Here is a 21,548-nt window from a genome sequence, read left to right as displayed (position 1 = left end):
ACGTGCCAGAAAGCAGAACAGCAGGCTGCTTGGCAGAGTGATCAAAAGATTTTGTGCGATATGCACAACGAAAGGCGCTTATGGAGCGCCAGATCGCTCAAGGTTTGTGAGTGTAGAACAAAACTGGTGCGCAGCACTGCCGCCGCGCACCAGCTTGCAGCGCCTCAGTTGACGGTGACCTGCGGCATCGGCGGCATGGTTACGGTCTGCTCAACGCTTGGGGCGAGCACTTCGGCTTCGCCGTCCACTACCTGTTTGCCGTCCTGGTTGAACACACGGGTGGCGATGCGCACGCGGTTCTTCGGCAGTTTTTCCAGCACTTCCAGCTTCACGGTGAGGGTGTCGCCGAGCTTCACCGGGCGGGTGAACTTGAGCTGCTGGCCGAGGTAGATGGTGCCCGGGCCGGGCAGGTTGCAGGCGATGGCGGCGCTGATCAGCGCACCGGTGAACATGCCGTGGGCGATGCGTTCCTTGAACATGGTTTCGGCGGCGAAGGCGGCGTCCAGGTGCACCGGGTTGTTGTCGCCGGAGACGGCGGCGAACAGCTGCACGTCGCGTTCCTCTACCTGCTTCTCGAAACTCGCCTGCTGGCCGACTTCGAGGGCCTCGTAGGGGATGTTGGTTACCTGGGTCATGCTTCGCTCCTTGTATCGGTAGGGCATTGCCGGCTGCGGCCGAGCACTTGCTCGAGCCAGCCGACCAAATGTTCGCTGACCTCGTCGCGGTTGAGTTCGTTGAGCAACTCGTGACGGGCCTCTGGGTAGAGTTTCAACTGCACGTCGTGCATGCCGGCTGCGCTGAGAGCTTCGGCCAGGTGCTGCAGGCGCGTGCCGTCGCTGACCGGGTCGCGGTCGCCGCCGATTACCAGCAGCGGCAGGTCGGCGTCGATCTGCGCCAGGTTTTCCACCGGGGTGATCTGTTGCAGGCCTTCGAGCAGGTCGCACCACAACTGGGTGGTGCAGACGAAGCCGCACAGCGGGTCGGTCACGTATTTGTCCACTTCGGCGGCGTCGCGGCTGAGCCAGTCGAACGCCGTACGGTTGGGCTTGAAGGCCTTGTTGAAGGAGCCGAAGGACAGGTAGTCGATGACCTTGCTGCGGCCTTTGGGCCCCAGGCGCCAGCGCTCGAAGCCGGCGATCAGCCGCGCGGCCTTGTATAGCGCCACCGGCTGGTAGTTGGAGCCGGAGAGGATGGCGCCCTGCAGGCTGCAGCTGTGGCCGAGCAGGTAGGCCATGCCGATATAGCTGCCCATGCTATGGCCGAGCAGGAAGATCGGCGCCTGCGGATGCTGCTGGCGGATGTGGTGGTTGAGGGTCGCAAGATCGCCCACCACCTTGTGCCAGCCGTCTTCGTCGGCGTAGTGGCCCAGGGTGCCGTGTTCGGCGCTGCGGCCGTGGCCGCGCTGGTCATGGGCATAGAGGTCGAAGCCGGCAGCGACCAGGCGCTCGGCCAGGCGCGCATAACGCAGGCTGTGCTCGGCCATGCCGTGAGCGAGCATGACCACCGCACGCGGGGCTGTGTCGCCGTGCCAGTGATTGACGTGCAGATGTAGGCCGTCACTGGTGGCCATCGGGAAGGCATTGTGGCGCATGGCGAATCCTTGTGCCGGAAACTGGCGGCATTGTGCACCCTGGCCAGCGTTGCGCAAAGGGCTGCGCACTGCATGGTGTTTTTCCGGTTGCGGTAAAGATCGGTAACGAATCGCCGCATTTAAACCGAGATTCAGCCCATCAATGACGCCTCCGCGCTATAGGCGCAGCGCCTTTGAACTGCTACTTTCCGGGCAGTCAGATCACTTCAGGGGAAGAGGACAAGAACAATGCAACCTGATTTCTGGAACGACAAACGCGCCCCTGGCGTGCCCAGCGATATCGACCTGGCCAGCTATAAGTCGGTCATCGAAGTGTTCGAGCGCTCATGCAAGCGCTTCGCCGACCGTCCGGCCTTCAGCAATCTCGGTGTCACGCTGACCTATGCCGAGCTGGATCGCCTCTCTGCTGCCTTCGCCGCCTACCTGCAGAAGCACACCGACCTCAAGCCGGGCGAGCGCATCGCCGTGCAGATGCCCAACGTGCTGCAGTATCCGATCGCCGTGTTCGGTGCCATGCGCGCCGGGCTGATCGTGGTCAACACCAACCCGCTGTACACCGCCCGCGAGATGAAGCATCAGTTCAAGGATGCCGGCGTACGCGCGCTGGTGTACCTGAACATGTTCGGCAAGCTGGTGCAGGAAGTGCTGCCGGACACCGAGATCGACTACCTGATCGAAGCCAAGATGGGTGACCTGCTGCCAAGCCTGAAAGGTTGGCTGGTTAACACCGTGGTGAAGAAGGTCAAGAAGATGGTGCCCGACTACCATCTGCCTCAGGCCATCGCCTTCAAGCAGGTACTCAAGCAGGGCCAGGGCCAGGCACTGACGCCGGTCAAGGCCAGCCAGGAGGACGTTGCCGTGCTGCAATACACCGGCGGCACCACCGGTGTGGCCAAGGGCGCGATGCTCACCCACGGCAACCTGATCGCCAACATGCTGCAGGCCGACGCCTGCCTGTCCCAGCTCGGCGACGACGGCACGCCGCTGATGAAGCAGGGCCAGGAAATCATGATCGCGCCGCTGCCGCTGTACCACATCTATGCCTTTACCGTGTGCTGCATGTGCATGATGGTCAACGGCAACCACAACGTGCTGATCACCAACCCGCGCGACATTCCCGGCTTCGTTAAGGAACTGGGCAAGTGGAAGTTCTCCGCGCTGCTGGGGCTGAACACCCTGTTCGTCGCGCTGATGGATCACCCCGAGTTCAAGAACCTCGACTTCTCCAACTTCAAGGTCACCAACTCCGGTGGCACCGCGCTGGTCAAGGCCACGGCCGAGCGGTGGCAGGCCATGACCGGTTGCTCCGTGGTGGAAGGTTATGGCCTCACCGAGACCTCGCCGATCGCCAGTGCCAACGCCTATGGCCGTCTGGCGCGCCTGGGCACCGTCGGTATTCCGGTGCCGGGCACCAACTTCAAGGTGATCGACGACGACGGTAACGAGCTGGCACTGGGCGAGCGCGGCGAGTTGTGCATCAAGGGCCCGCAGGTGATGAAGGGCTACTGGCAGCGTCCCGAAGCCACCGACGAAGTGCTCGATGCCGAGGGCTGGTTCAAGACCGGCGACATCGCGGTGATCGACCCGGACGGCTACGTGCGCATCGTCGACCGCAAGAAGGACATGATCATCGTCTCCGGCTTCAACGTGTACCCCAACGAGATCGAAGACGTGGTCATGGCTCACCCGAAGGTGGCCAACTGCGCGGCCATCGGCGTACCGGACGAAAAATCCGGCGAGGTGGTCAAGCTGTTCGTCGTGCCCCGTGATGGTGGCGTGACCGTGGAAGAGCTCAAGGCCTACTGCAAGGAAAACTTCACCGGCTACAAGGTACCCAAGCAGATCGTGTTCAAAGATTCGTTGCCGATGACCCCGGTCGGCAAGATCCTGCGTCGCGAACTGCGCGACATCGCCTGACCCGCAGCCCCATCTTCCACTCGGGAGGTGGGGCTGTCCCGCCTCAGGACACCTCTAAAAACTAACTACGTTGCCATCACTGCGTTAAAAACAGGCTCGCGTGCGAGCCCAGTCAAAATGCTCATTTACAGCTCGTAAAGTCGAGCGCGACTCCGACCGTTTTTCGCCTGTTTTTGCGGGGCAGCCATCGGTATTGTGCTGACTGCCTCGTCTACGTTTTTAGAAGTGTCCCTCATCGGTCGCCCGACCAATTGTTGTGATTTGGTAACTGCACGCCTGCGCTTTGCGCCCGAATGCCGAACTCGACACTGCGCCCTGATTCGATTCAAGCTAGGCTCTATCCGCTGTAACTAGCGAGATAGAGGCTTTCCGACGCTCTGTGTTGCAGTAGATGACTTGTGACTGAATGGTGTTTTTCGGTCATTTTAATGACTGTGTGGCCGGGGTGTGGTGCTGGTGAGCCTCTGGCAAAGCTGCTACTCTCGGCGCGCTTCCGAGCCCAAGGCCAGTGGGCTGGCGAGCTAAACACAACAAATAGCCGCCTCGGCGCGGTAATGATCAGCTGTAGCTTAGGAGTGGGCTTCCATGACCGAAAATTTCTGGAAGGACAAGTATCCCGTTGGGGTCGCTGCCGAAATCAATCCCGACCAGTACCCGAACATCCTCGCGGTACTGAAAGAGTCCTGCCAACGCTTCGCCGACAAGCCTGCTTTCAGCAACCTGGGCAAGACCCTCACCTACGGCGAGATCTACAAGCTGTCCGGTGACTTCGCGGCCTACCTGCAGCAGCACACCGATCTCAAGCCCGGCGACCGCATCGCCGTGCAACTGCCCAACGTCCTGCAATACCCCGTCGTGGTCTTCGGTGCCCTGCGTGCCGGGCTGATCGTGGTCAACACCAACCCGCTGTATACCGCGCGGGAAATGGAGCACCAGTTCAACGATTCCGGTGCCAAGGCGCTGATCTGCCTGGCCAACATGGCCCATCTGGCCGAACAGGTCGTACCCAAGACTGGCGTGAAGACGGTGATCGTCACCGAAGTTGGCGACATGCTGCCGACCTTCAAGCGTCTGCTGGTCAACTTCGTGATCAAGCACGTGAAGAAGATGGTGCCGGCTTACCACCTGCCGCAGGCGGTCAAGCTCACCGATGCCCTGGCCAAAGGCCGTGGCCAGCGCGTCAACGATGCTAACCCGAGCAACGGCGACATCGCCGTGCTGCAGTACACCGGTGGCACCACCGGCGTGGCCAAGGGCGCCATGCTCACCCACCGCAACCTCGTGGCCAACATGCTGCAGGTCAAGGAGCTGATGGGGGCTAACCTCAACGAGGGCTGCGAGGTGCTGATCGCGCCGCTGCCGCTGTACCACATCTACGCCTTCACCTTTCACTGCATGGCAATGATGCTGATCGGCGGGCACAACATCCTGATCACCAACCCGCGCGACCTGCCGTCCGTGGTCAAGGATCTGGCCAAGTATCCCTTCACCGGCTTCGTCGGCCTCAACACCCTGTTCGTCGCCCTGTGCAACAACGAGGATTTCCGCAAGCTGGACTTCTCCCGTCTGAAGCTCACGGTGTCTGGTGGCATGGCCCTGCAACTGGCCACCGCCGAGCGCTGGAAGGATGTCACCGGCTGCGCCATCTGCGAAGGTTTCGGCATGACCGAGACCAGCCCGGTGGCCACGGTCAACCCGTTCAGCGCCATCCAGCTCGGCACCATCGGTATTCCGGTGCCCTCGACCCTGTGCCGCATCATCAACGACGACGGCCAGGAACTGGCCATCGGCGAGATCGGCGAGCTGTGCGTGAAGGGCCCGCAGGTGATGAAAGGCTACTGGCAGCGCCAGGACGCCACCGATGAAATCCTCGATGCCGATGGCTGGCTGAAGACCGGCGATATCGGCCTGATCCAGGAAGACGGCTACCTGCGCATCGTCGACCGCAAGAAGGACATGATTCTGGTGTCCGGCTTCAACGTCTACCCGAACGAACTGGAAGATGTGCTGGCGACTCTGCCGGGCGTGCTGCAATGCGCCGCCATCGGTATTCCGGACGAGAAATCCGGCGAGGCGATCAAGGTGTTCATCGTGGTCAAACCCGGCGAGAGCCTGACCAAAGAGCAGGTGATGGAGCACATGCGCGCCAACCTCACCGGCTACAAGGTGCCCAAGGCCGTCGAGTTCCGCGACGTGCTGCCGACCACCAACGTCGGCAAGATCCTGCGCCGCGAACTGCGCGACGAAGAGCTGAAAAAGCTGGGCAAGAAGTGATTCGAGCCTGCTGAAACGAAAACCCGCTACGGCGGGTTTTTTGTTGTCTGGCTATCTGGACGGTAGGGCGTATTTGGCTTCCTGCATCCATGCAGTCGTCGCGAAGCGGTGCGCTGTCAGTGTTTCGCCGGATCGTTGTGGTGCCGCCTGGCGGACTGTTCGCTGGCGCTCCTGAGTCCGCCCTACGCTCAGGCTAAACCTCCAGGCTACCGAGTAGGGCGTACCGGGACGCCGGCCGCTCGGAAGCAGTACGCTGTTATGGATTGAGATATTTGCACAATCTGTCGTCTAGACTTTTCCCTACCAAGACCGTCAAGGACGACGTCTCATGCCCAACTACCGCCGCATTTGGTGTCCGGGTGGCACCTACTTCTTTACGCACGCCCTGCGTGTTCGCCACGGTAACGACCTGCTTGTCCGCCATATCGACGTTCTGCGCGATTCCGTGCGTACTGTCCGACGCAGCCATCCGTTCCAGATACATGGTTGGGTGGTATTACCCGATCATCTCCATTGCCTGATCGAGCTTCCGCCCGGCGAGGCAGATTTTGCACTGCGCTGGCGCCTCATCAAGATGCTCTTCTCCCATGATGTGCCGGCTGACGAGTGGCGCTCCAAGATCCTGCTACGCCGGCGTGAACGCGGTATCTGGCAGCGTCGTTACTGGGAGCACCTGATTCGTGACGACGAGGACTTCCGCCGTCATCTCGATTACATCCACATCAACCCGCTCAAGCATGGCTTGGTGCAGCGGGTAAGCGACTGGCCCTATTCCACTTTTCACCGAGACGTCGAGGACGGGCTCTATCCTCTGGATTGGGCGGGAGATCCGCAGGCGGATGTGGATCTCTATGACGATTGAGCGTGCTAGGGCTGACGCGTAGCGCGTACTTGCGAAGCAGTACGCCCCTGGAGTTGCGAGCATTCTCGTGGTGTCAGATTTGGCATTGCCCGGCGGACTGTTCGCTTCGCTCCTGAGTCCGCCCTACGTGGTCGGCGTTCCGGTTCTGCTTACATGCCGCGAATGGGGCGGGTGTCGATCTGCCCGCTGCCCGGTGTAAAACTTGTTGCCATGGCCATCAGCGAGTAGGGCGTACTCGCGAAGCAGTACGCCGTCAGGGGGCTCGTTGGAGCGACGTGGTGCCTGGCCTGGCAGGCTACTCGCTTCGCTCGTGAGGCCGCCCTACGCGTTGGGTTCGGTGGGCCGTGTATGGAAGCGTCCGCTGCCCGGCTTGAATTGCGTTGCCATGGCCATCAGCACCAGGGTGGCTACGGCCATCGCCAGCCAGCTCAGGCGTAGGTCGGCGGTGTACTGGCGCAGCAGTCCGGCCAGGAATGGCGCCGTAGCGGCGATCAGGTAGCCGCCGCCTTGCACGAAGGCCAGCAGGTCGCCGGTCTGGCGCGGATCGTCCAGATGATCCTGAGCCACCACCAGCGACAGCGGGAACAGCGCGCCGATGCCGATACCCAGCAGGATGCAGATCGGCACCACCAACTGCAGCGGCGTGAAGATCAGGCCAAGCAGGCCGACCAGCAGCGCAACCAATACCCCCGCCAGCAGCACACGCCGATCCGGGTAGCGCGGTAGCAGGCTCGATACCAGCAGGCCGGCGAACACCTCGCACAGCGTCAGCGCCGCCAGCAGCAAGCCGCTCGACTGTGCGCTCCAGCCCAGCGCGGTGTAGTAGGGTGGCAACCAGGCCAGCACCAGCGTGTAGCCGGCGGTACCGACCCCGAAGAAACTCATCAGCAGCCAGGCTCTGGGTGAACGCCAGACGTTCAACTGAGGCGCATCGGCCGACGCTACCAATGCTTGCCCTGGCGCAGCGCGTTGCCAGATCGCGGCGGCCAGCAGGGCCGGCAGCGTCCAGCTCGCCAGCGCCCATGACCAGCCTATCGACTGCGCCAGCCAGGGCGTCAGCGCTGCACCGAAGGCCGCGCCACCCATGATCGCGCAACTGTAGAAACCGATCAGGCGCCCGCTGTCAGCGGCAAAGCGCGACTTGATCAGGCCGGGTAGCAGTGCCTGCACGAAGGCGATCCCGGCGCCGGCCAGCAAGGCCGTCGCGATCAAGGTGGAGGCATCTGGCAGCAGGCCACGCAGCAGACAGGCGAGGGCGATCAGCAACACCCCGAGAAGTATCCCGTTGCGTTCGCCGAGACGCTGGCGCAGCAGGGCGGCGCTGAGGGCGCCCAGGCCCATGATCACCACCGGCAGGCTGGTCAACAGGCTGGCGCCGACATGATCCAGGCCCGTATCGTGCTGGATACGGTCGAGCAGCGGGCCGATGGCGGCCAGCACCGGACGCAGGTTCAGGCCGAGCAGGACGATGGCGATCAACAGCAGGCTCTGGCGCTTCATGCTTGAGCCCCCTTCGCGCCGCGCCAGGCCACCAGCAGCACTCCGCCGACGATGCACAACGCTGCCAGCAACAGGCTCAGGCTACCCGGTTCACCAAATAGGCCAATGGCCATCGCCGCGCCAGTGATCGCCGCCACCGAACCGATCTGGCTGAGGAACACCGTGCCGGCCAGGTTTTGCAGGATGAAGAACAACGCATAGACCGCCGCGAACAGCAGCATCTGCAGCGCCAGCAGGCCGACCGCCAGCGGGCTGTCCAGGCGCGCAGAGAAGTCGACGCCGAGCAGGGCCGTGGCCATCAGCAGCAAGGCGCCACCGAGCAACATGCCGGGCGCCAGCGACAGTGGTGTGGCACCGCTCGGCCAGTAGCGCGCGCGGTAGATATTGCCCAGTGCCAGGAACACCGGCACGCTCAACGCAGCCAGCACCCACAAGGTCGGGCTATCGCCGCCATGCAACTTGCCCAGCGCCAGGATCAGGCTGCCGGACAGGCCAACGCAGATGCCCAGCAGACGGATGCGGCTCCGCCCCTCCATGCGCAGTGCCAGCGCCAGCAGGTAGGTGAACAAGGGCGGGAAGGCCAGGCACATCGAGGCGAAACCGGCGCCAACATGGGCGATGGAGCTGAACAACAGCGCATTCGGCACGGCGATGCTGAGCAAGCCGGAGGCCAGGTAGTAGCGCTGCGCTGGCAGGCTCATACCGGGCCGCTCGCCGCGCCACCAGGCGAACAGCAACAGCAGTACACCGCCACCGAGCAAGCTCCACAGCAGATAGGCCATCGGCTGCCAGCCAACGCTGCCGGCCAGTTTGACCAGATTGCTAGTGAGCCCCATCAGCGTGCCGATCACCAGCAGCAGTGAGAGGGCCAGGAGAGAGCGAAAATTGGAGCCTGGCATGCAGATGCCTCCTTGGCATGAATAAGTTACGATGGCGACATTCTTTTTGAAAAGTATCTTGATGGCAAGATAAATCGAGGGCGACATGCAAGACCGTGCACAACTGGCTGCCGAACAGTGGCAGCAGCAACGACCGGATCTGGACGGTTTGGCCATGGCCATCATTGGCCGCCTGGGTGAGCTGAGCCATGTGATCAGCCGCGATCACCTGCTGCCATTTTTCGCCGAATACGGCCTGCAGGCCGGCGAGTTCGACCTGCTCGCCACCCTGCGTCGTTCGGGCGAGCCCTACGCCCTCATGCCCACCGCCTTGTATGAAAGCGCGATGATCTCCTCGGGCGGCATGACCAGCCGTATCGACCGTCTGGAAAAGGCCGGGCTGATCGAACGGCGCAAACACCCCAGCGACCGCCGTGGTGTGCTGGTGGCGTTGACGCCGGCTGGGTTCGAACTGATCGACGGCATGCTCGAAGGCCATGTGGCCAACCTGCAGCGCGTGCTTTCAGGATTGACCGCCGACGAGCAACGCACGTTGCATGAATTGCATGGCAAGTTGTTGGCGGGGTTGTCGCAGCAGGGCGCTGATTGATTGGCGATGGCTGCCACGCTTCGGCGTGTCAGGATTGCGCAGCCGCCAGAAGAGGGCGCTGGAGTGTTGAACGCTTTGTTCCACGCAGCACGTGGTAACCATCATCCGGGCACTGGGAGGTCGCCGATATCGTCATGAAAAAGAGTGCAATCCTGTTCGCAGCAGCGCTGGCATTGAGCGCTCTCTGGCTGAGTGTGGGGTTCTATGAAACCTACTTCGCTGAAGACAACCGCACGGTCTTCTTCATCAAGAAGTACCCGACGTTGCAGATTCGATTCGAGAACATCTTCCTGTCGGATCGAGATGACAAACCTCTTGCACACCTCAGCGATGAAGAGCGCAGCGTGGTGATCGATTACTGCAAGTACCGGCTGGGTATCGATACCGAGCTGAAGACTCAAGATGAGTTGGATGCTTGCAAGGGGATGTAAGCAGGAGGCTGTATTTCTAAGGCCCCACGCGCTGGCGCTCTCCGTGCGGCTATTCAGCACGCGCAGCGTGCGGGCGTGATCAAGGTGGACTCAAACGTCGCGACAGTCGAAGTCTTCAAGTTGACGCCTCAGCGTTTTGAGCCACGATCCTATGACGGTATAGCGACAAGGCGCATATATGGAATCGGTCTGGATCGCGGCGGGTGTCTTCGTATGCCTGCTGTCGGCATCCCTGCTCATGATGCATTGGTACCCCAAACTCTCCGCTCGTCACCGAGATGAAGAAACCAACACGGTGGTTCGCCTGGTCGCCAATATCTTTGTGGTCATGACCTCGCTGGTGTTCGGCCTGATGATCAATTCGGCCAAGAACACCTTCGAAGCGATCGACACCAACATGCATGCCTATGCGACCAGCCTGATCATCTTTGATCGAACACTGAAGACCTACGGTGACAGGGCGCAGGACACGCGCGAACACCTGGCTGCCTACGTGGAGCACGCTATCGCGAATCCTTATCGCGGCGATGAAGCACTGCAGCATCGAGCGAGCCCAGCTACTCAGTTTCTGGATGAGATCGGTGTGGTTCTGGCTGCCATCAAGCCCGGAACCCGTTATCAAGAAACCATGCTCAGTGACCTTCGTCAGCAGTACCACTCACTCATAGAGCAGCGCTGGCGAATCGTGGAACAGTCCGAAGGGACGATACCCATGCCACTCATCGGCATGCTTGTCGCCTGGATGACACTGATATACGCCAGCTTTGGCTATCGCGCGCCGAACAACCCGATGGTGATTGGCATGTTCACCTTGTCTGCACTGTTGATTGCTGCCTCCGTGTACCTGGTTCTGGACATGGATATTCCCTTTCATGGGCCGATACAGATATCAGATGCACCATTGCGCAGAGCCTTGGCGGAAATGCAGATGTAGGGCGAGGGCTGAGCGCAGCAGTCCAGTGCCAGGCGCTGGTTTCGCTTACATCCGATGCTGTTCCAGCAGGAAATCCACGAACACCCGCACCCGTGCCGGCATCGCCGAGCCACCCACGAACACCGCATGAATCGGCTCTCGATCACCGGGGTTGAAGGCTTGCAGCAGCGGCACCAGATCGCCGCGCTGGATGTCCTCGGTCACGGTGAATTCGCCGATGCGCGCGATGCCGGCGCCGACCCTGGCGAACTGCGCCAGTGCTTCGCCGCTGCTGCATTCGATATTGCCGCAGACCTTGAGCGAGAACGCCTGGCCATCACGGATGAATGGCCAGTTGGGTTCGGCGCGGCGGAAGTTGAAGCGCAGGCAGTTGTGCTGCAGCAGGTCTTCCGGTTGCTGTGGCGTGCCGTGGCGCTGCAGGTAGTCAGGGGAGGCCACCACCACCTGGCCGGTTTCGCCGACTTTTCGCGCGGTCAACGGGCTGTCCGGCAGATGGCCGAAGCGTATCGCCACGTCGGCCTGGCCGCCGAGAATGTCGACCACCTCGTCGCCCAGGCTGAGGTCGACGGTGATGTTCGGGTAACGCGCGCTGAACGCCGCCACCAGCGGCACGATGGTCATGCGTCCGTGACCGAGCGCAGCACTGACACGCAGGCGACCGCGTGGCACGCCCTGGTCGGCGATGGCTTCTTCGACTTCTGCCATATCGGCGAGGATGCGCCGGGCGCCGCGCAGATAGGCCTCGCCCTCGGCGGTAAAGGTGATCGCGCGGGTGGTGCGCAGCAGCAGGCGGGTGCCGAGGCGTTGCTCGGTGCGCGCGATGATCCGGCTGACCGCCGAGGGCGTCAGCCCCAGTGCACGGGCGGCGGCCGATAGGCTGCCTTGCTCCGCCACGGTGGCGAACACCACCATGTCACCTGATCGGCCGCCTATGTCCATTTGTGCTCCGTAAGCAAAGGTGTTTGCCAGAAATGTCATCTACCGCCTGAAAGGTTTGGATCCTAGCATTTGCGGCATAGATGAGGAGACTTTCCATGCGTATCAATCCACCCCTAGTCGCACTCGCCATCGGTGCCTTCGGCATCGGCGTGACCGAGTTCGCCCCCATGGGCATGTTGCCGGGTATCGCCAGCGATCTCGGTGTTTCCATTCCCGCTGCCGGCCTGCTGGTCAGCGCCTACGCGCTGGGTGTGCTGCTCGGCGCGCCACTGATGACCCTGACCACCGGCAAGATTCCCCGGCGCTACCTGCTGATCGGGCTGATGGCCATCTTCACCTTGGGCAACTTGATGTCGGCCCTGGCGACTGACTACACCAGCCTGTTGATCGCGAGGGTGGTGACCTCGCTGAACCACGGCGCCTTCTTCGGCGTCGGCTCCATCGTCGCCGCCAGCGTGGTGGCGCCGGACAAACGCGCCGGGGCAGTTGCGGCGATGTTCATGGGGCTGACATTGGCGACCATCGGCGGTGTGCCGCTGGCGACCTGGTTCGGCGAGGTGTTGGGCTGGCGTACGGCTTTTGCGGGCATTACCGGCCTGGGCGTATTGGCCATGCTCGCGCTGTGGTTTGCGCTACCCAACGTGCCGCTGCCCAAAAGCGACGGCGTACTGGCGGAAATCCGCGTGCTGGGCCGTGGCCCAGTTCTGGCGGCGCTGGCACTGACCGTGATCGGGTCCAGCGCGATGTTCACCGTGTTCACCTATATCGCGCCGATCCTCAGCAGCGAGACCCAGGCCTCCACCGCCTTTATCACCGCCATGCTGGTGCTGTACGGCATCGGCCTGACGCTGGGCAACGTGTGGGGCGGCAAGGCGGCGGATCGCTCCGTCGACCGCACTCTGATCGTCTCGCTCAGTGCGTTGATCCTGGTCTTGCTGGCCTTCACCGTGCTGATGCGCTGGCCGTTGCCAGCCGCCGTGGCCATCCTGATCTGGGGCATCGCCAGCTTCGCCATCGTGCCGCCACTACAGATGCGCGTGATGGAGGCGGCCAAGGCCGCACCCAACCTGGCCTCGGCGGTGAATATCGGCGCCTTCAACCTCGGTAACGCGATTGGCGCGGCATTGGGCGGCGCGGTGATCAACGCCGGGCTGGGCTATCCGGCGATTTCCTTGGCAGGCGCAGCGATGGCGGGGCTGGGACTGCTGATGGTGCTTGGGTTTGCCTGGCGTTCCAGGGCGGTGGCGGCTGCGGTGGTCTAAAAAGGGCGGTAACGGGAAGGAGACAGGTTGAAAAACTGTCTCCTTCTTCGGTTCTGCGTAACCGTGGCAGTACTGCGTCACTGCGCTTCGCGCTTGAGAAACACTTTCACGCCTGGTGTTTCTGGGAGCGGCTGGGTTGCAGGGATCACCAACACTTCGGCTTTGAACCCTGCGCACGGGATATCGACATCCATCATGCCGACCTCGAATGTGCTGATGATCTCCTCTATTTCCTCACGGTCGGTTGCCGAGTCCTTTTCGAGAAAAAAGGACATGAGCCACACCGGTCGATCCAAATCGATGACCACCATGCGGAAGTTGCTTGAAATGGCGCCGAGCATGGCTTGGGTGAGGATGGCCAAGACCATGTTCTGATCGTCGATGCTCATGCTGCCTGCGTCATCGCTATTCAATCTGCGTCTGCTCTGGGTATGAGTCTTCTAGCGTACGGACAATATGCTCAAGGTCTGTTTCCACATCTCATGACGAGCTGTCGACGGCGCGCAGCAAGAGCTATTGTTTGCCGCTTTCATCCCACTATCGGCTAGGCGTCTGGATTTCGCTTTGCTCAAGCTATACGACAACTGCCTTTCCATCGGCAGAGAATGCGTTACCTGGCTTTGAGTACAAACTCCAACACGATACCCGCGTCTTTGAGCGTTTCCGTTGCTTGATCAATGAACAGCTCTGCTTGCTCGGAGAGGGGATATTTGCCGGTTATACGGATGATCGGCGCTTTGCCTTGCGCCGAGGGGATGGCCTCATTAATTTCGCCGCTTTCGATGAAGGCAATGTAGGTATTCAGCTTCTCTTGCAGGATCAACAGGTGTTCACCTTCTTGCTCTTTTTCCCAGCCGACATGATCGGATATCCCCAGCACCACCTTGCTTTGATCCCACTTCGGAATGCCCCACATATCGATTGTTCCGGCCTCTAAGACAGACATGGTTACTCCTGCTATGGGTTGATCTTGGGGGATGGGCGCGAGATTTCGACACGAGTAGGTGGTATCTCAGTTCCGCCAGGGAACCCTGGCTTGCCCTTGCCGACGATGACAGCACCGCTTTCCTCTATCTCAGGGAAGCCCTGTCGCTGGTTCCTGGTCAATGGCGCAGTCTCCGAAGCTTTGCACTCTACACACGAAACATTGCCATCGGCATCGCGACCAATCATATCTAGTCGGGTACGGGTGCCGCTCCGGGTCTTCACGGTGACTTGCTGCGCGGATTCCTCCATTTCGGCTTCAAAGTCACTGTAGGCCTCCTCCTCATAAGCAGCACCGGCAGCCTTGTTTTTCTCCAGTTGGGTGCTTAGGACGATGTAAAGCGGTTCAACCCCAGGGTGTGCAGGGAAGGTGATGATGAAGTCACGATAGTCTGGAGGATATGCAGGGTTTTCTAGCGCTTGGTCGGCTGATTCGGTGACGGGATAAATCCAGATTGTATCCGTCAGACCCTGAACGATCGGTGAGGATGTCGTTGTGCCCAGAATTTTGCTTCGGTCGATTTGTGGAGTCCAAACCAGGGATATACCACCGCCTAGCTCGGCAACGGCCTTTTCGCCCTCGGCAACCGCCTCGATTACCGGAACGCTATCCCAACCACTGCGGGCTCCAGTGTGAAAACCATAGGCGCGGAATACGCCAGATGCGTCCTGTTCAATATGAAAGCGAACTCGAGTCTTTGCAGCCCCTGCGTTTGCCGCTTGCATAGCCAGCTCTTCTGGCGTGTACAGATCGGAGTTGCCCATCGGGCTGGGCCATAACATCCCAACAACCCCGACCGCCACACCAGCAGCCATTGTGCCCAATCCCGCGAGAGCGCCCTCAGCTGCGCTACCTGTTGCAACAGTAAGTCCGCGGAGTGACCAAGTTCCCGCGCTCGCCACTTGTCCAGCGACACGGGAGAGGAGTAATTCACCTGCGGTAGTCCCGGCACCTACTGACGCAGTCATGATGGCAGCGTGGCCGTAGCTGCTGATTAGTTCAGCCGGAACAGCCTTTTCGTAGTCAAGCTGACCGGGAGGTAAGGAGATGGGTTTGGCAAAGACGCAGCTCGAAAGCGGTTTTGTTGACGCCGAAGCAGGGACGCTAGATTTGGATGTGGTGTCCAGCACGAGGGGACGTGCAGGCTGCTTGTCAAAGTCGCCATTGTAAGGCGGCGTGGGTGGTGGTTTGCGCTCGTTACGATTATTAGGAACGTAACCGCTCATCTTCGTGCTCCATGCGATGGCCTGTGCACTGGGCAGCGCGTGGCCTGATCCGTACCAGAGCCGAATCTTAACCAGCACCCTAGGTGCAAAGTCTTGCGCACCGTCCCGTCGCTGTTCAGCTTTGTGAACGATACACACAAAATGCGTTGCCAAATGAAAAGGCGAGGGCATGCCCTCGCCTGAGTCGTTACAGCCATAATTCTGTCCGCAAGGCCTGATGCCCGCCGCCCAACGGCGAGCACAGGCGCTGGTGGATGCGGCTGAGAAAGCCCAGCTCGAAGGCATGGCGCTGCGCACCTGGCGGGTAGAGTTGCCGCTCCATTAACAAATTGGCCCACAGCCAGCCGCTATTGGCGTTGTCCAGCCAGGCCTGCGCGGTCTTTACGCCATGATCGAAGCTCACCTGGCAATCTACGTTCCAGCCGAATTCGGCAGGTGGTTGCCCATCATGGCCGGGCAGGTGGATGAGGTACCGTTGCACTTCAATCATGCTCGGCCCTCCCGGCAGCCTGGGCGATGGCTCGGCGGTAGAGCACGATCAGCTCGCTCAGCAGCGCGTTGGTGGTGTTTGCCAACTCCGGCTCCGGCATCCGCCGCAACAGCTTGGTCAGCAACGCTGCCCGGTACTCGGCCGCTGCCTGCAAGGGGCAATCGTCGGACACATGGCTATGCAGGGGATTGCGTGGTGTAGGGAAGGGGATAACGACGGATTCAGACTTAGTCATGCAGCACCTCCAAAACGGAAGTCGGCACAACAGCCAGCAGCCCAGGGCGGAGCCCTTGGGTAAAAGGGGGATAGTGCATTTTCCTTATGCTCCTTGGACAGATTAAGGAGCCGCTTCCCAGCCTTCTCACGAGCTATGGAGGCGGACCGTGCAAGGGTGAGAAACCGGCGTCCAAGGGAACCGGCCAGGCCGAGGCCTGCCTCACACGGCCCGCCATAGAAATGCGGTAACCGGGCACAAAAAAAGCGCCGGCTACACTGCTATGGCGCTTCCGCGCCTTGGACGAAATTCGGGTTCTCACGCCCGGTCACGGGATTGACCGTGACGGAGCGGACTGTAGCGCGGGGTGAGGGGAGAGGGCAAGGCGTGGAGGGGCAGCTGTCGGCCAAAAGCGGTCGGTCAGCAACATCAATATCGTAGTCTGTCCCCGACTAGGGTTGACCAAAAGGGCATTGCGGTGCGCAAGCATCAATTGCTAGGCACGTCGAGGAATGGGTAGTCCCGACTTGGTTAGCTTGGGCTCGGTTTGGCATGGACCGTGAACGGCATAGATAGGGTGGCTTCGGCGCTCTTTCTGTTCTTGGGCGCTGGAAACCTGAGATGATTATTTGATATTCTTTGCTGGATGGATATACAGTTCTTGCTATGGTGTCGCTATGACACTATGGAAGACCATCCAGAGAAGGATCTCCAAATGTTTGTCCTGAAGCACGCCATCATCCACAGCTTCACCAAAGAAGCTCACACCGACGTGATTGGCAAGGTCGTCAAAAAAGACATCGTTCTGGATACCGAGAACCGGGCGCTAATCGCGCTGGCGCAAGGTATTAATGGTCTGATTGGCACCACTGGCAATAGCGTTGTTTACGGCCAGTTTTCCAATGACGAGCGACAAGGGCCTTTCCCTGCTGCCTTTGATGCGTACACCGGCAACCTGCCTGACGCTACAGCATTTCTTTCGCTCTCACATCTCGTGATGAATCAACTGGTCGAGCAGGCAGCAAAGCGCGTGCTATCGACCGGTGGCCATATCCTGTGCGCTCTATACGAGTCCCAAGGTTCCCAGTTCTTCCTAGTCGCCAGCATGAAGCAGAGGGGAGGCATCCAGCTCGATGAGAACTATGTACCCAAAGAGATTCAGGAAATTGATCTGAATAAGGTTCAGCAGGCTGCCCGCATCAACGTCAATGACTTCACATACATCACGCATCAGCTTCCTCAGGAAACGGCTGAAATTGAGGATGACGCGGAGGCTAAAGAAGCCCTGGAGGAGCGTATTGATACGACTTACCTGTGCTTCGTAAGCCGCGGGAGAGACAGCCAAGCGTCTGACTATTTCATCTACGCGCTTGGGTGTGCGAAAGGCGTTGCATCTGGCAGAGCTACGAAAGGAGCAATCGATGCTGTCGTTGCGTTCTTTCAGTCCAAGCCAGCGCTAAAGGGGTTTAGCTATAAAGCCAAAGAGGCGGTAATTAAGTACCTCGAAAAACAACTGGAAGATAAAAAGCCAGCTCGGCTGGATGGTGTTTGCCACGCGGCTATAAAGAATGTGCCTGAGGATCTCGCTGAGCATATTGAAGGCATTAAGGATTTTCTTAATGATGAGAAATATAAGGTTCCGGTAGAGTTCTCTGTTAACGCAAAAGGCCTTAAAGAGAAGACCCGGATTAAATCTGAGGCTGCAAGTTGGTCTATTCAGTTCGAGCGCGGCGCCTTAGGTAAAGAGGAAGTTGCAGATGTGTTTTATGATGAGGAATCTAAAAAGTTAATCTTGACCAACTTGCCTGATTCTCTAATATCTCTGATTGAAGAAGAGATAGCAAGCAGGGATAAATAATGTTCGCCAAGGTTGTTGATTTATACAGATCGACAGGTCGTAAGCCAATTGTAGATGGCGCCTTTTCCTATGAGGGGGGGTACGATAAAGGCCTTGCGGATAAGCTTGAAGCTCTGAAAGATTTACCTCAGCACTTTGGCCGTTTTTTGGAAGTGGAGACCTCGCCTGAGAAAGGGTGCTCATTTACGTTTAAGCTACCATCTAATGAGCACGGTAAGTTCTTTCCAGATATAAAGACGCTCTTGGCTGGTAGCACTTCTATTAATAAGGGCGTGTTTCCTGAAAACATCTACATAGTAGATGTGAACTGGATGTTTTCAGACCAGAATGCACCTGAGCCGATAGCAAACCTCAAGAAGGTCTGTAGGTTGGTGCATCTGCTCTCAGAGCTGGCGATAGGGGTTGATCGGGAGACGAATCGGGCCTTTTTCAATTTGTTTTTCGCCCTGCCTCAAGATGGAGTGAAACCTCCGCGCACGTTCCTGATTGCTACTAAGGTTACTCCTGAGATGGCAGAGGTACGGCTGAATCATTTAGACCTGCTGGAGCAGATTCTCCACCCTAAAAATTCCAGCAAGCCTAACCTACTTGAGCGCGTGATGATGTTCAGGTTGTCCATAGCTGATGTTTTAGATGCGGCTGGGGATCGTGACAACCCATTCATGGTTGTAGTTCAAGAATGGAGTAAGATTCTTTCTCAATATCGAATCAATCTTCAGTCTTATGTTCATGGTTTTTCATTCGAGAAAGTTCGGCAGGAGGTCGCTCGCGCTGAACTGGAATATGCGAAGAGTTTAAGCGAAATCCTTGGTGATATTGCAGGTAAGCTACTTGCGTTGCCTGTATCTGTCGCCGGAATTTTATTGGTATACAAGAGCAACGATCCCTTGGAAGTCTGGGTGCTATCAGTTGGTCTAGTGGTTGTTTCATTCATTCTGTTGTCAACGATTAAGAGTCAGAAGCTTCAGGTAAAGAGGCTTCAGCACAGTTTTACCATGGCTTTTGAAGGTTTTGAGTCTAGGATGAATACATACCCTAGAAGAATTCAGGAGTTACTTGCAGAGACCGCAACCCAGCTAGAGGTGCAAGTAAAATCGTTAAATAATACTTTCGAAATCTTGGGCAAGGTGTCATGGTTGCCCGTATGGGGCGTTGCGGTAATTCTTGCATCCAAGGTAGTACTCTTTCTCATTGGGTGACTGCTATTGCCTGATAGCGTGCGGAACACCGCAAGGCCTCCAGCCCGCTAAAAAATGTCTGAACAATCGGGGACAGACCACGGTATTGGTTTTGAAGGGACGGCTTCTAGCCGATTGCTGCCGTTCACGGGCAGCAGCTATTCATCAATAGCCGTGGCGGTCAAAAGCTTCAATATTTCTTCAGCGAAATCAGGCTGATTTTCGACCTCGGCCCTCAATGCATCGAGCAGCAGTTTCTGCGACCATGGGCCTGTAGACAGTCCCTGTGCAGTATCAAAGGTATTCAGTTCAAGGTCTTTTAGCTTGAAGAAGTTAAATGTGAATTCGGTTTTAGGGCTTTCATTCAAGGGTGTGAATTTTACGAGCACAGCAGCTCCATGTTGTTGCTGCGTCCTGACAATGAAATCTTCATATCTTTCGAAATTTGGGTGGATGATCTTGTAGGAATCTTTGTTGAGATGTGTATTTTTAATATCTTTTGGCGAGATAAATAAACTTATTTTACTTTTTTTATTTCCATATTGCATCTTTTGCATGCAACTGAAAGATTTGTCATGGTGTAGGTTAATTCTTTGCAGTAGCTCTTGGGGACTATATGTTCTCGATCTATGGTAAAAAGCCCCCCGCCATGGAGGTTGCTTCTGCAGTAGCAACATAGATTGCTCTGACGCTGCAAATGATACTCCTTGATTCTGTCTCTTAGGTTTTTAAGCACTGCCCGAACAGGAGTCATTAGCTCCTGCTCTAGCTTCCAAGAGTCATCTAGCGTTAATGCATAGTCAATTGCTGCTTGTTCTTCTGCGCTGATATTGAATTCAGCAAGAGGTGGGTATAGGGGGTCGTTAGGCACTCTGTCTACCCCTATGAATTTCGTAGGCAAGTTTTTTGGCAGCGATGAACAAATCTGTTTGCGCCTCGTCAAAGGAGGCCTGCTCTGCGCTTTCTATAAAAACAATAACATCTCCTATGCTTGATTTTCCAGAGCATAATTCATCGAGTTTTCCAGACAGTATCTCGCTCAGAAATCGACTCGCTGGTGGAATGGTGTCAAATTGCCCCCAAAGCAACTCTTCTATGTTCGTAGTTACTAAGATTTCCATTTTTCCAGTTTCTGGATGGAAGAATTCAGGTTTTATATTCTTCTCCAGTTGCGCGCCAGTTACAACTAGAGGGGAGTGAGTGGCAATAAATATTTTGACATCGTGATACCCAATCAAATCAAGAAGCATGGGGACATACTCGCGCTGCCATTTTGGGTGCAAACTATTTTCTGGCTCATCAATGAAAATTTGATCTATCTTGTGAATGTTTCCGAGAATAAACATTAGCGAGGTGATAAGGCTCAGTTCGCCGGAGCTTGCATGCGAAAGCTGGATTTTCTCGCCTGAGAGTCGATATATTTCAAAGTCGATTGATCTTATTGCGCCAATTCTGCGCAGAGTCTTTTCTTCGCGAAATAAATATGCCAGTTGGGATTTTCTTAGATAGTCATCACCTCCAAAATCAATGTCTATGGACGCTGAACGTCTCCCACCTAAAATGTTGCTTAGGAAACTTTCTAGCTCATTATAGGTTGACTCTCTGAAAGTCTTCCTCGTGTCATAGTAGTCATCAGGTGACTGTATGGTTGCCGTGAGCCTAGGAAGATAGCCGCAATGTATCAGAACTCTTTCAATTTGATTGAGATGATGAGCTTCATCGAGGAAAAGGCTGGATAGTAAAGACCTAACTACATGATTTGGTCGTGAAGCATACATTTTCGCTGAGAATCTTTTTACCCGCCGCAGACTATGAGAGTTATCATGCACGGTGTTGCATACAAATATTGATTTCCCCTTGGCTTTACGGGCAGTATCAATTAGGTATCTGCTCTTGCCTGCACCATTTTTTCCCACTATGAAACGAACCTTCAAAGGTCACCTCTTTTATTTTTGCTTAAAGACTCAATCGCAAGTTGGACTGGCGGCTTGCGAGTGTCAAAAGCTGCTCTAGCGCGTATTTACTGAAAGCAATAGCCGCTTCTTTTCGAAAGTGCACGTTCACAATGACGGTTTTGTTCCTGCATCCTAGGCCTTTGGCGACTAGCTTCAAATTGTTTGATTGTTAGTCTCCTTTTTCGTACAGCATCGCTAAGGCTTTATGAGAATCAGCCTAAGGGGCATATGAGCACAAAACAAGGCTAGACCACTGCCGCTTTTGACAATTGATACCGGGCTTGTACGGTGGAAACTGATCGGGGCGGGATGCTCGAATGGGTATCAGTGGGCTGCAGGATCTGGCTTTGGTGCAAGGGCAGCTTCTGGCCCAGGCTGTGTAAAAACGCTGGCATCGACCTTGCTGTGATTTGATGGATTCAAATCAGTGGGGAATGCCGATGA

22 protein-coding genes are annotated in these 21,548 nt (G+C 57.6%); 9 read left to right on the top strand and 13 right to left on the bottom strand.

What is annotated here, in order from left to right; genetic code table 11:
• Positions 1-164 precede the first annotated feature (164 nt).
• Both VC352_RS16620 and VC352_RS16615 read right to left on the bottom strand, forming a co-directional pair.
• Positions 165-635: a MaoC family dehydratase gene (locus VC352_RS16620; protein WP_322980641.1), complete on the bottom strand. Its 471-nt coding sequence runs from the start codon at positions 633-635 to the stop codon at positions 165-167.
• The gene (locus VC352_RS16615) at positions 632-1,591 is read right to left on the bottom strand and encodes a lysophospholipase (RefSeq protein WP_322980640.1); all 960 of its coding nucleotides are present in this window, start codon (positions 1,589-1,591) and stop codon (positions 632-634) included. Before VC352_RS16615 ends, VC352_RS16620 begins: the two co-directional genes overlap by 4 nt.
• A 228-nt stretch (positions 1,592-1,819) precedes the next feature.
• Here VC352_RS16615 and fadD2 point away from each other — a divergent pair, with 228 nt between their 5' ends.
• The 3 genes from fadD2 to VC352_RS16600 all read left to right on the top strand — a co-directional run bounded on the left by fadD2 (position 1,820) and on the right by VC352_RS16600 (position 6,644).
• On the top strand, positions 1,820-3,508 hold the full coding sequence (gene fadD2 / locus VC352_RS16610; protein WP_322980639.1) for a long-chain-fatty-acid--CoA ligase FadD2: 1,689 nt from the start codon (positions 1,820-1,822) through the stop codon (positions 3,506-3,508).
• 585 nt (positions 3,509-4,093) lie between these two features.
• A complete protein-coding gene (fadD1, locus tag VC352_RS16605; RefSeq protein ID WP_322980638.1) occupies positions 4,094-5,782 on the top strand; it encodes a long-chain-fatty-acid--CoA ligase FadD1 in 1,689 nt (562 codons plus the stop codon).
• Positions 5,783-6,110: 328 nt separating this feature from the next.
• Entirely contained in the window at positions 6,111-6,644 is a 534-nt protein-coding gene (locus VC352_RS16600) for an REP-associated tyrosine transposase (RefSeq protein ID WP_322980637.1), read from the top strand.
• A gap of 321 nt (positions 6,645-6,965) precedes the next feature.
• Here VC352_RS16600 and VC352_RS16595 read toward each other — a convergent pair whose 3' ends face one another.
• Positions 6,966-8,144, bottom strand: a complete 1,179-nt coding sequence (locus VC352_RS16595; RefSeq protein ID WP_322980636.1) for a cyanate transporter — start codon at positions 8,142-8,144, stop codon at positions 6,966-6,968.
• On the bottom strand, positions 8,141-9,043 hold the full coding sequence (locus VC352_RS16590) for a DMT family transporter (protein ID WP_322980635.1): 903 nt from the start codon (positions 9,041-9,043) through the stop codon (positions 8,141-8,143). The genes VC352_RS16595 and VC352_RS16590 overlap by 4 nt, the downstream gene beginning before the upstream one ends.
• Positions 9,044-9,128: 85 nt before the next feature.
• Here VC352_RS16590 and VC352_RS16585 point away from each other — a divergent pair, with 85 nt between their 5' ends.
• From VC352_RS16585 to VC352_RS16575, 3 genes are all read left to right on the top strand, one after another.
• The gene (locus VC352_RS16585) at positions 9,129-9,632 is read left to right on the top strand and encodes a MarR family transcriptional regulator (RefSeq protein WP_322980634.1); all 504 of its coding nucleotides are present in this window, start codon (positions 9,129-9,131) and stop codon (positions 9,630-9,632) included.
• 134 nt (positions 9,633-9,766) lie between these two features.
• Positions 9,767-10,063 carry a hypothetical protein gene (locus tag VC352_RS16580; protein ID WP_322980633.1) on the top strand — a complete coding sequence of 99 codons (297 nt, stop codon included), beginning with the start codon at positions 9,767-9,769 and terminating at the stop codon, positions 10,061-10,063.
• A gap of 178 nt (positions 10,064-10,241) precedes the next feature.
• Positions 10,242-10,997 (top strand): hypothetical protein, encoded by a 756-nt coding sequence (locus VC352_RS16575; protein ID WP_322980632.1) that lies wholly within the window; start codon positions 10,242-10,244, stop codon positions 10,995-10,997.
• Positions 10,998-11,042: 45 nt separating this feature from the next.
• On the opposite strand, the gene VC352_RS16570 is transcribed toward VC352_RS16575, so the two are convergent.
• On the bottom strand, positions 11,043-11,936 hold the full coding sequence (locus VC352_RS16570; RefSeq protein ID WP_322980631.1) for a LysR family transcriptional regulator: 894 nt from the start codon (positions 11,934-11,936) through the stop codon (positions 11,043-11,045).
• Positions 11,937-12,031: 95 nt separating this feature from the next.
• On the opposite strand from VC352_RS16570, the gene VC352_RS16565 reads away from it, so the two are divergent.
• Positions 12,032-13,198, top strand: coding sequence for an MFS transporter (locus tag VC352_RS16565; RefSeq protein WP_322980630.1), 1,167 nt, complete (start codon positions 12,032-12,034; stop codon positions 13,196-13,198).
• 77 nt (positions 13,199-13,275) lie between these two features.
• Here the strand turns inward: VC352_RS16565 and VC352_RS16560 are convergent, their stop codons facing one another.
• The 5 genes from VC352_RS16560 to VC352_RS16540 all read right to left on the bottom strand — a co-directional run bounded on the left by VC352_RS16560 (position 13,276) and on the right by VC352_RS16540 (position 16,134).
• Positions 13,276-13,587 (bottom strand): hypothetical protein, encoded by a 312-nt coding sequence (locus tag VC352_RS16560; protein WP_322980629.1) that lies wholly within the window; start codon positions 13,585-13,587, stop codon positions 13,276-13,278.
• A 221-nt stretch (positions 13,588-13,808) separates the two neighbouring features.
• Positions 13,809-14,144, bottom strand: a complete 336-nt coding sequence (locus tag VC352_RS16555; RefSeq protein WP_247723328.1) for a DUF6572 domain-containing protein — start codon at positions 14,142-14,144, stop codon at positions 13,809-13,811.
• 11 nt (positions 14,145-14,155) lie between these two features.
• Entirely contained in the window at positions 14,156-15,580 is a 1,425-nt protein-coding gene (locus VC352_RS16550) for an S-type pyocin domain-containing protein (RefSeq protein ID WP_322980628.1), read from the bottom strand.
• A 16-nt stretch (positions 15,581-15,596) separates the two neighbouring features.
• Positions 15,597-15,899: a LasR-specific antiactivator QslA gene (locus VC352_RS16545; protein ID WP_322980627.1), complete on the bottom strand. Its 303-nt coding sequence runs from the start codon at positions 15,897-15,899 to the stop codon at positions 15,597-15,599.
• The gene (locus tag VC352_RS16540; protein ID WP_322980626.1) at positions 15,892-16,134 is read right to left on the bottom strand and encodes a hypothetical protein; all 243 of its coding nucleotides are present in this window, start codon (positions 16,132-16,134) and stop codon (positions 15,892-15,894) included. The genes VC352_RS16545 and VC352_RS16540 overlap by 8 nt, the downstream gene beginning before the upstream one ends.
• A 694-nt stretch (positions 16,135-16,828) precedes the next feature.
• On the opposite strand from VC352_RS16540, the gene VC352_RS16535 reads away from it, so the two are divergent.
• Positions 16,829-17,971: a nucleoid-associated protein gene (locus tag VC352_RS16535; protein ID WP_322980625.1), complete on the top strand. Its 1,143-nt coding sequence runs from the start codon at positions 16,829-16,831 to the stop codon at positions 17,969-17,971.
• Positions 17,971-19,170 (top strand): hypothetical protein, encoded by a 1,200-nt coding sequence (locus VC352_RS16530; protein ID WP_322980624.1) that lies wholly within the window; start codon positions 17,971-17,973, stop codon positions 19,168-19,170. Before VC352_RS16535 ends, VC352_RS16530 begins: the two co-directional genes overlap by 1 nt.
• Before the next feature lie 137 nt (positions 19,171-19,307).
• Here the strand turns inward: VC352_RS16530 and VC352_RS16525 are convergent, their stop codons facing one another.
• From VC352_RS16525 to VC352_RS16520, 3 genes are all read right to left on the bottom strand, one after another.
• Positions 19,308-19,706 (bottom strand): hypothetical protein, encoded by a 399-nt coding sequence (locus tag VC352_RS16525; protein ID WP_322980623.1) that lies wholly within the window; start codon positions 19,704-19,706, stop codon positions 19,308-19,310.
• Positions 19,667-19,903: an HNH endonuclease gene (locus VC352_RS25500; RefSeq protein WP_416340201.1), complete on the bottom strand. Its 237-nt coding sequence runs from the start codon at positions 19,901-19,903 to the stop codon at positions 19,667-19,669. Before VC352_RS25500 ends, VC352_RS16525 begins: the two co-directional genes overlap by 40 nt.
• A 109-nt stretch (positions 19,904-20,012) precedes the next feature.
• Positions 20,013-21,083 carry an AAA family ATPase gene (locus VC352_RS16520; protein ID WP_322980622.1) on the bottom strand — a complete coding sequence of 357 codons (1,071 nt, stop codon included), beginning with the start codon at positions 21,081-21,083 and terminating at the stop codon, positions 20,013-20,015.
• Positions 21,084-21,548: the final 465 nt, after the last annotated feature.

Source organism: Pseudomonas sp. C11, assembly GCF_034683865.1.
Taxonomy (GTDB): domain Bacteria; phylum Pseudomonadota; class Gammaproteobacteria; order Pseudomonadales; family Pseudomonadaceae; genus Aquipseudomonas.
Note: the sequence above shows the minus strand (reverse complement) of the source record. Positions and strands in the feature narration are given on the sequence as shown.

What these genes read in the sequence shown, in the direction of transcription:
- VC352_RS16620 (WP_322980641.1), bottom strand. Translation starts at nt 635, where the DNA reads ATGACCCAGGTAACCAACATCCCCTACGAGGCCCTCGAAGTCGGCCAG.
- VC352_RS16615 (WP_322980640.1), bottom strand. Translation starts at nt 1,591, where the DNA reads ATGCGCCACAATGCCTTCCCGATGGCCACCAGTGACGGCCTACATCTG.
- fadD2 (WP_322980639.1), top strand. Translation starts at nt 1,820, where the DNA reads ATGCAACCTGATTTCTGGAACGACAAACGCGCCCCTGGCGTGCCCAGC.
- fadD1 (WP_322980638.1), top strand. Translation starts at nt 4,094, where the DNA reads ATGACCGAAAATTTCTGGAAGGACAAGTATCCCGTTGGGGTCGCTGCC.
- VC352_RS16600 (WP_322980637.1), top strand. Translation starts at nt 6,111, where the DNA reads ATGCCCAACTACCGCCGCATTTGGTGTCCGGGTGGCACCTACTTCTTT.
- VC352_RS16595 (WP_322980636.1), bottom strand. Translation starts at nt 8,144, where the DNA reads ATGAAGCGCCAGAGCCTGCTGTTGATCGCCATCGTCCTGCTCGGCCTG.
- VC352_RS16590 (WP_322980635.1), bottom strand. Translation starts at nt 9,043, where the DNA reads ATGCCAGGCTCCAATTTTCGCTCTCTCCTGGCCCTCTCACTGCTGCTG.
- VC352_RS16585 (WP_322980634.1), top strand. Translation starts at nt 9,129, where the DNA reads ATGCAAGACCGTGCACAACTGGCTGCCGAACAGTGGCAGCAGCAACGA.
- VC352_RS16580 (WP_322980633.1), top strand. Translation starts at nt 9,767, where the DNA reads ATGAAAAAGAGTGCAATCCTGTTCGCAGCAGCGCTGGCATTGAGCGCT.
- VC352_RS16575 (WP_322980632.1), top strand. Translation starts at nt 10,242, where the DNA reads ATGGAATCGGTCTGGATCGCGGCGGGTGTCTTCGTATGCCTGCTGTCG.
- VC352_RS16570 (WP_322980631.1), bottom strand. Translation starts at nt 11,936, where the DNA reads ATGGACATAGGCGGCCGATCAGGTGACATGGTGGTGTTCGCCACCGTG.
- VC352_RS16565 (WP_322980630.1), top strand. Translation starts at nt 12,032, where the DNA reads ATGCGTATCAATCCACCCCTAGTCGCACTCGCCATCGGTGCCTTCGGC.
- VC352_RS16560 (WP_322980629.1), bottom strand. Translation starts at nt 13,587, where the DNA reads ATGAGCATCGACGATCAGAACATGGTCTTGGCCATCCTCACCCAAGCC.
- VC352_RS16555 (WP_247723328.1), bottom strand. Translation starts at nt 14,144, where the DNA reads ATGTCTGTCTTAGAGGCCGGAACAATCGATATGTGGGGCATTCCGAAG.
- VC352_RS16550 (WP_322980628.1), bottom strand. Translation starts at nt 15,580, where the DNA reads ATGCCCTCGCCTTTTCATTTGGCAACGCATTTTGTGTGTATCGTTCAC.
- VC352_RS16545 (WP_322980627.1), bottom strand. Translation starts at nt 15,899, where the DNA reads ATGATTGAAGTGCAACGGTACCTCATCCACCTGCCCGGCCATGATGGG.
- VC352_RS16540 (WP_322980626.1), bottom strand. Translation starts at nt 16,134, where the DNA reads ATGACTAAGTCTGAATCCGTCGTTATCCCCTTCCCTACACCACGCAAT.
- VC352_RS16535 (WP_322980625.1), top strand. Translation starts at nt 16,829, where the DNA reads ATGTTTGTCCTGAAGCACGCCATCATCCACAGCTTCACCAAAGAAGCT.
- VC352_RS16530 (WP_322980624.1), top strand. Translation starts at nt 17,971, where the DNA reads ATGTTCGCCAAGGTTGTTGATTTATACAGATCGACAGGTCGTAAGCCA.
- VC352_RS16525 (WP_322980623.1), bottom strand. Translation starts at nt 19,706, where the DNA reads ATGCAAAAGATGCAATATGGAAATAAAAAAAGTAAAATAAGTTTATTT.
- VC352_RS25500 (WP_416340201.1), bottom strand. Translation starts at nt 19,903, where the DNA reads ATGACTCCTGTTCGGGCAGTGCTTAAAAACCTAAGAGACAGAATCAAG.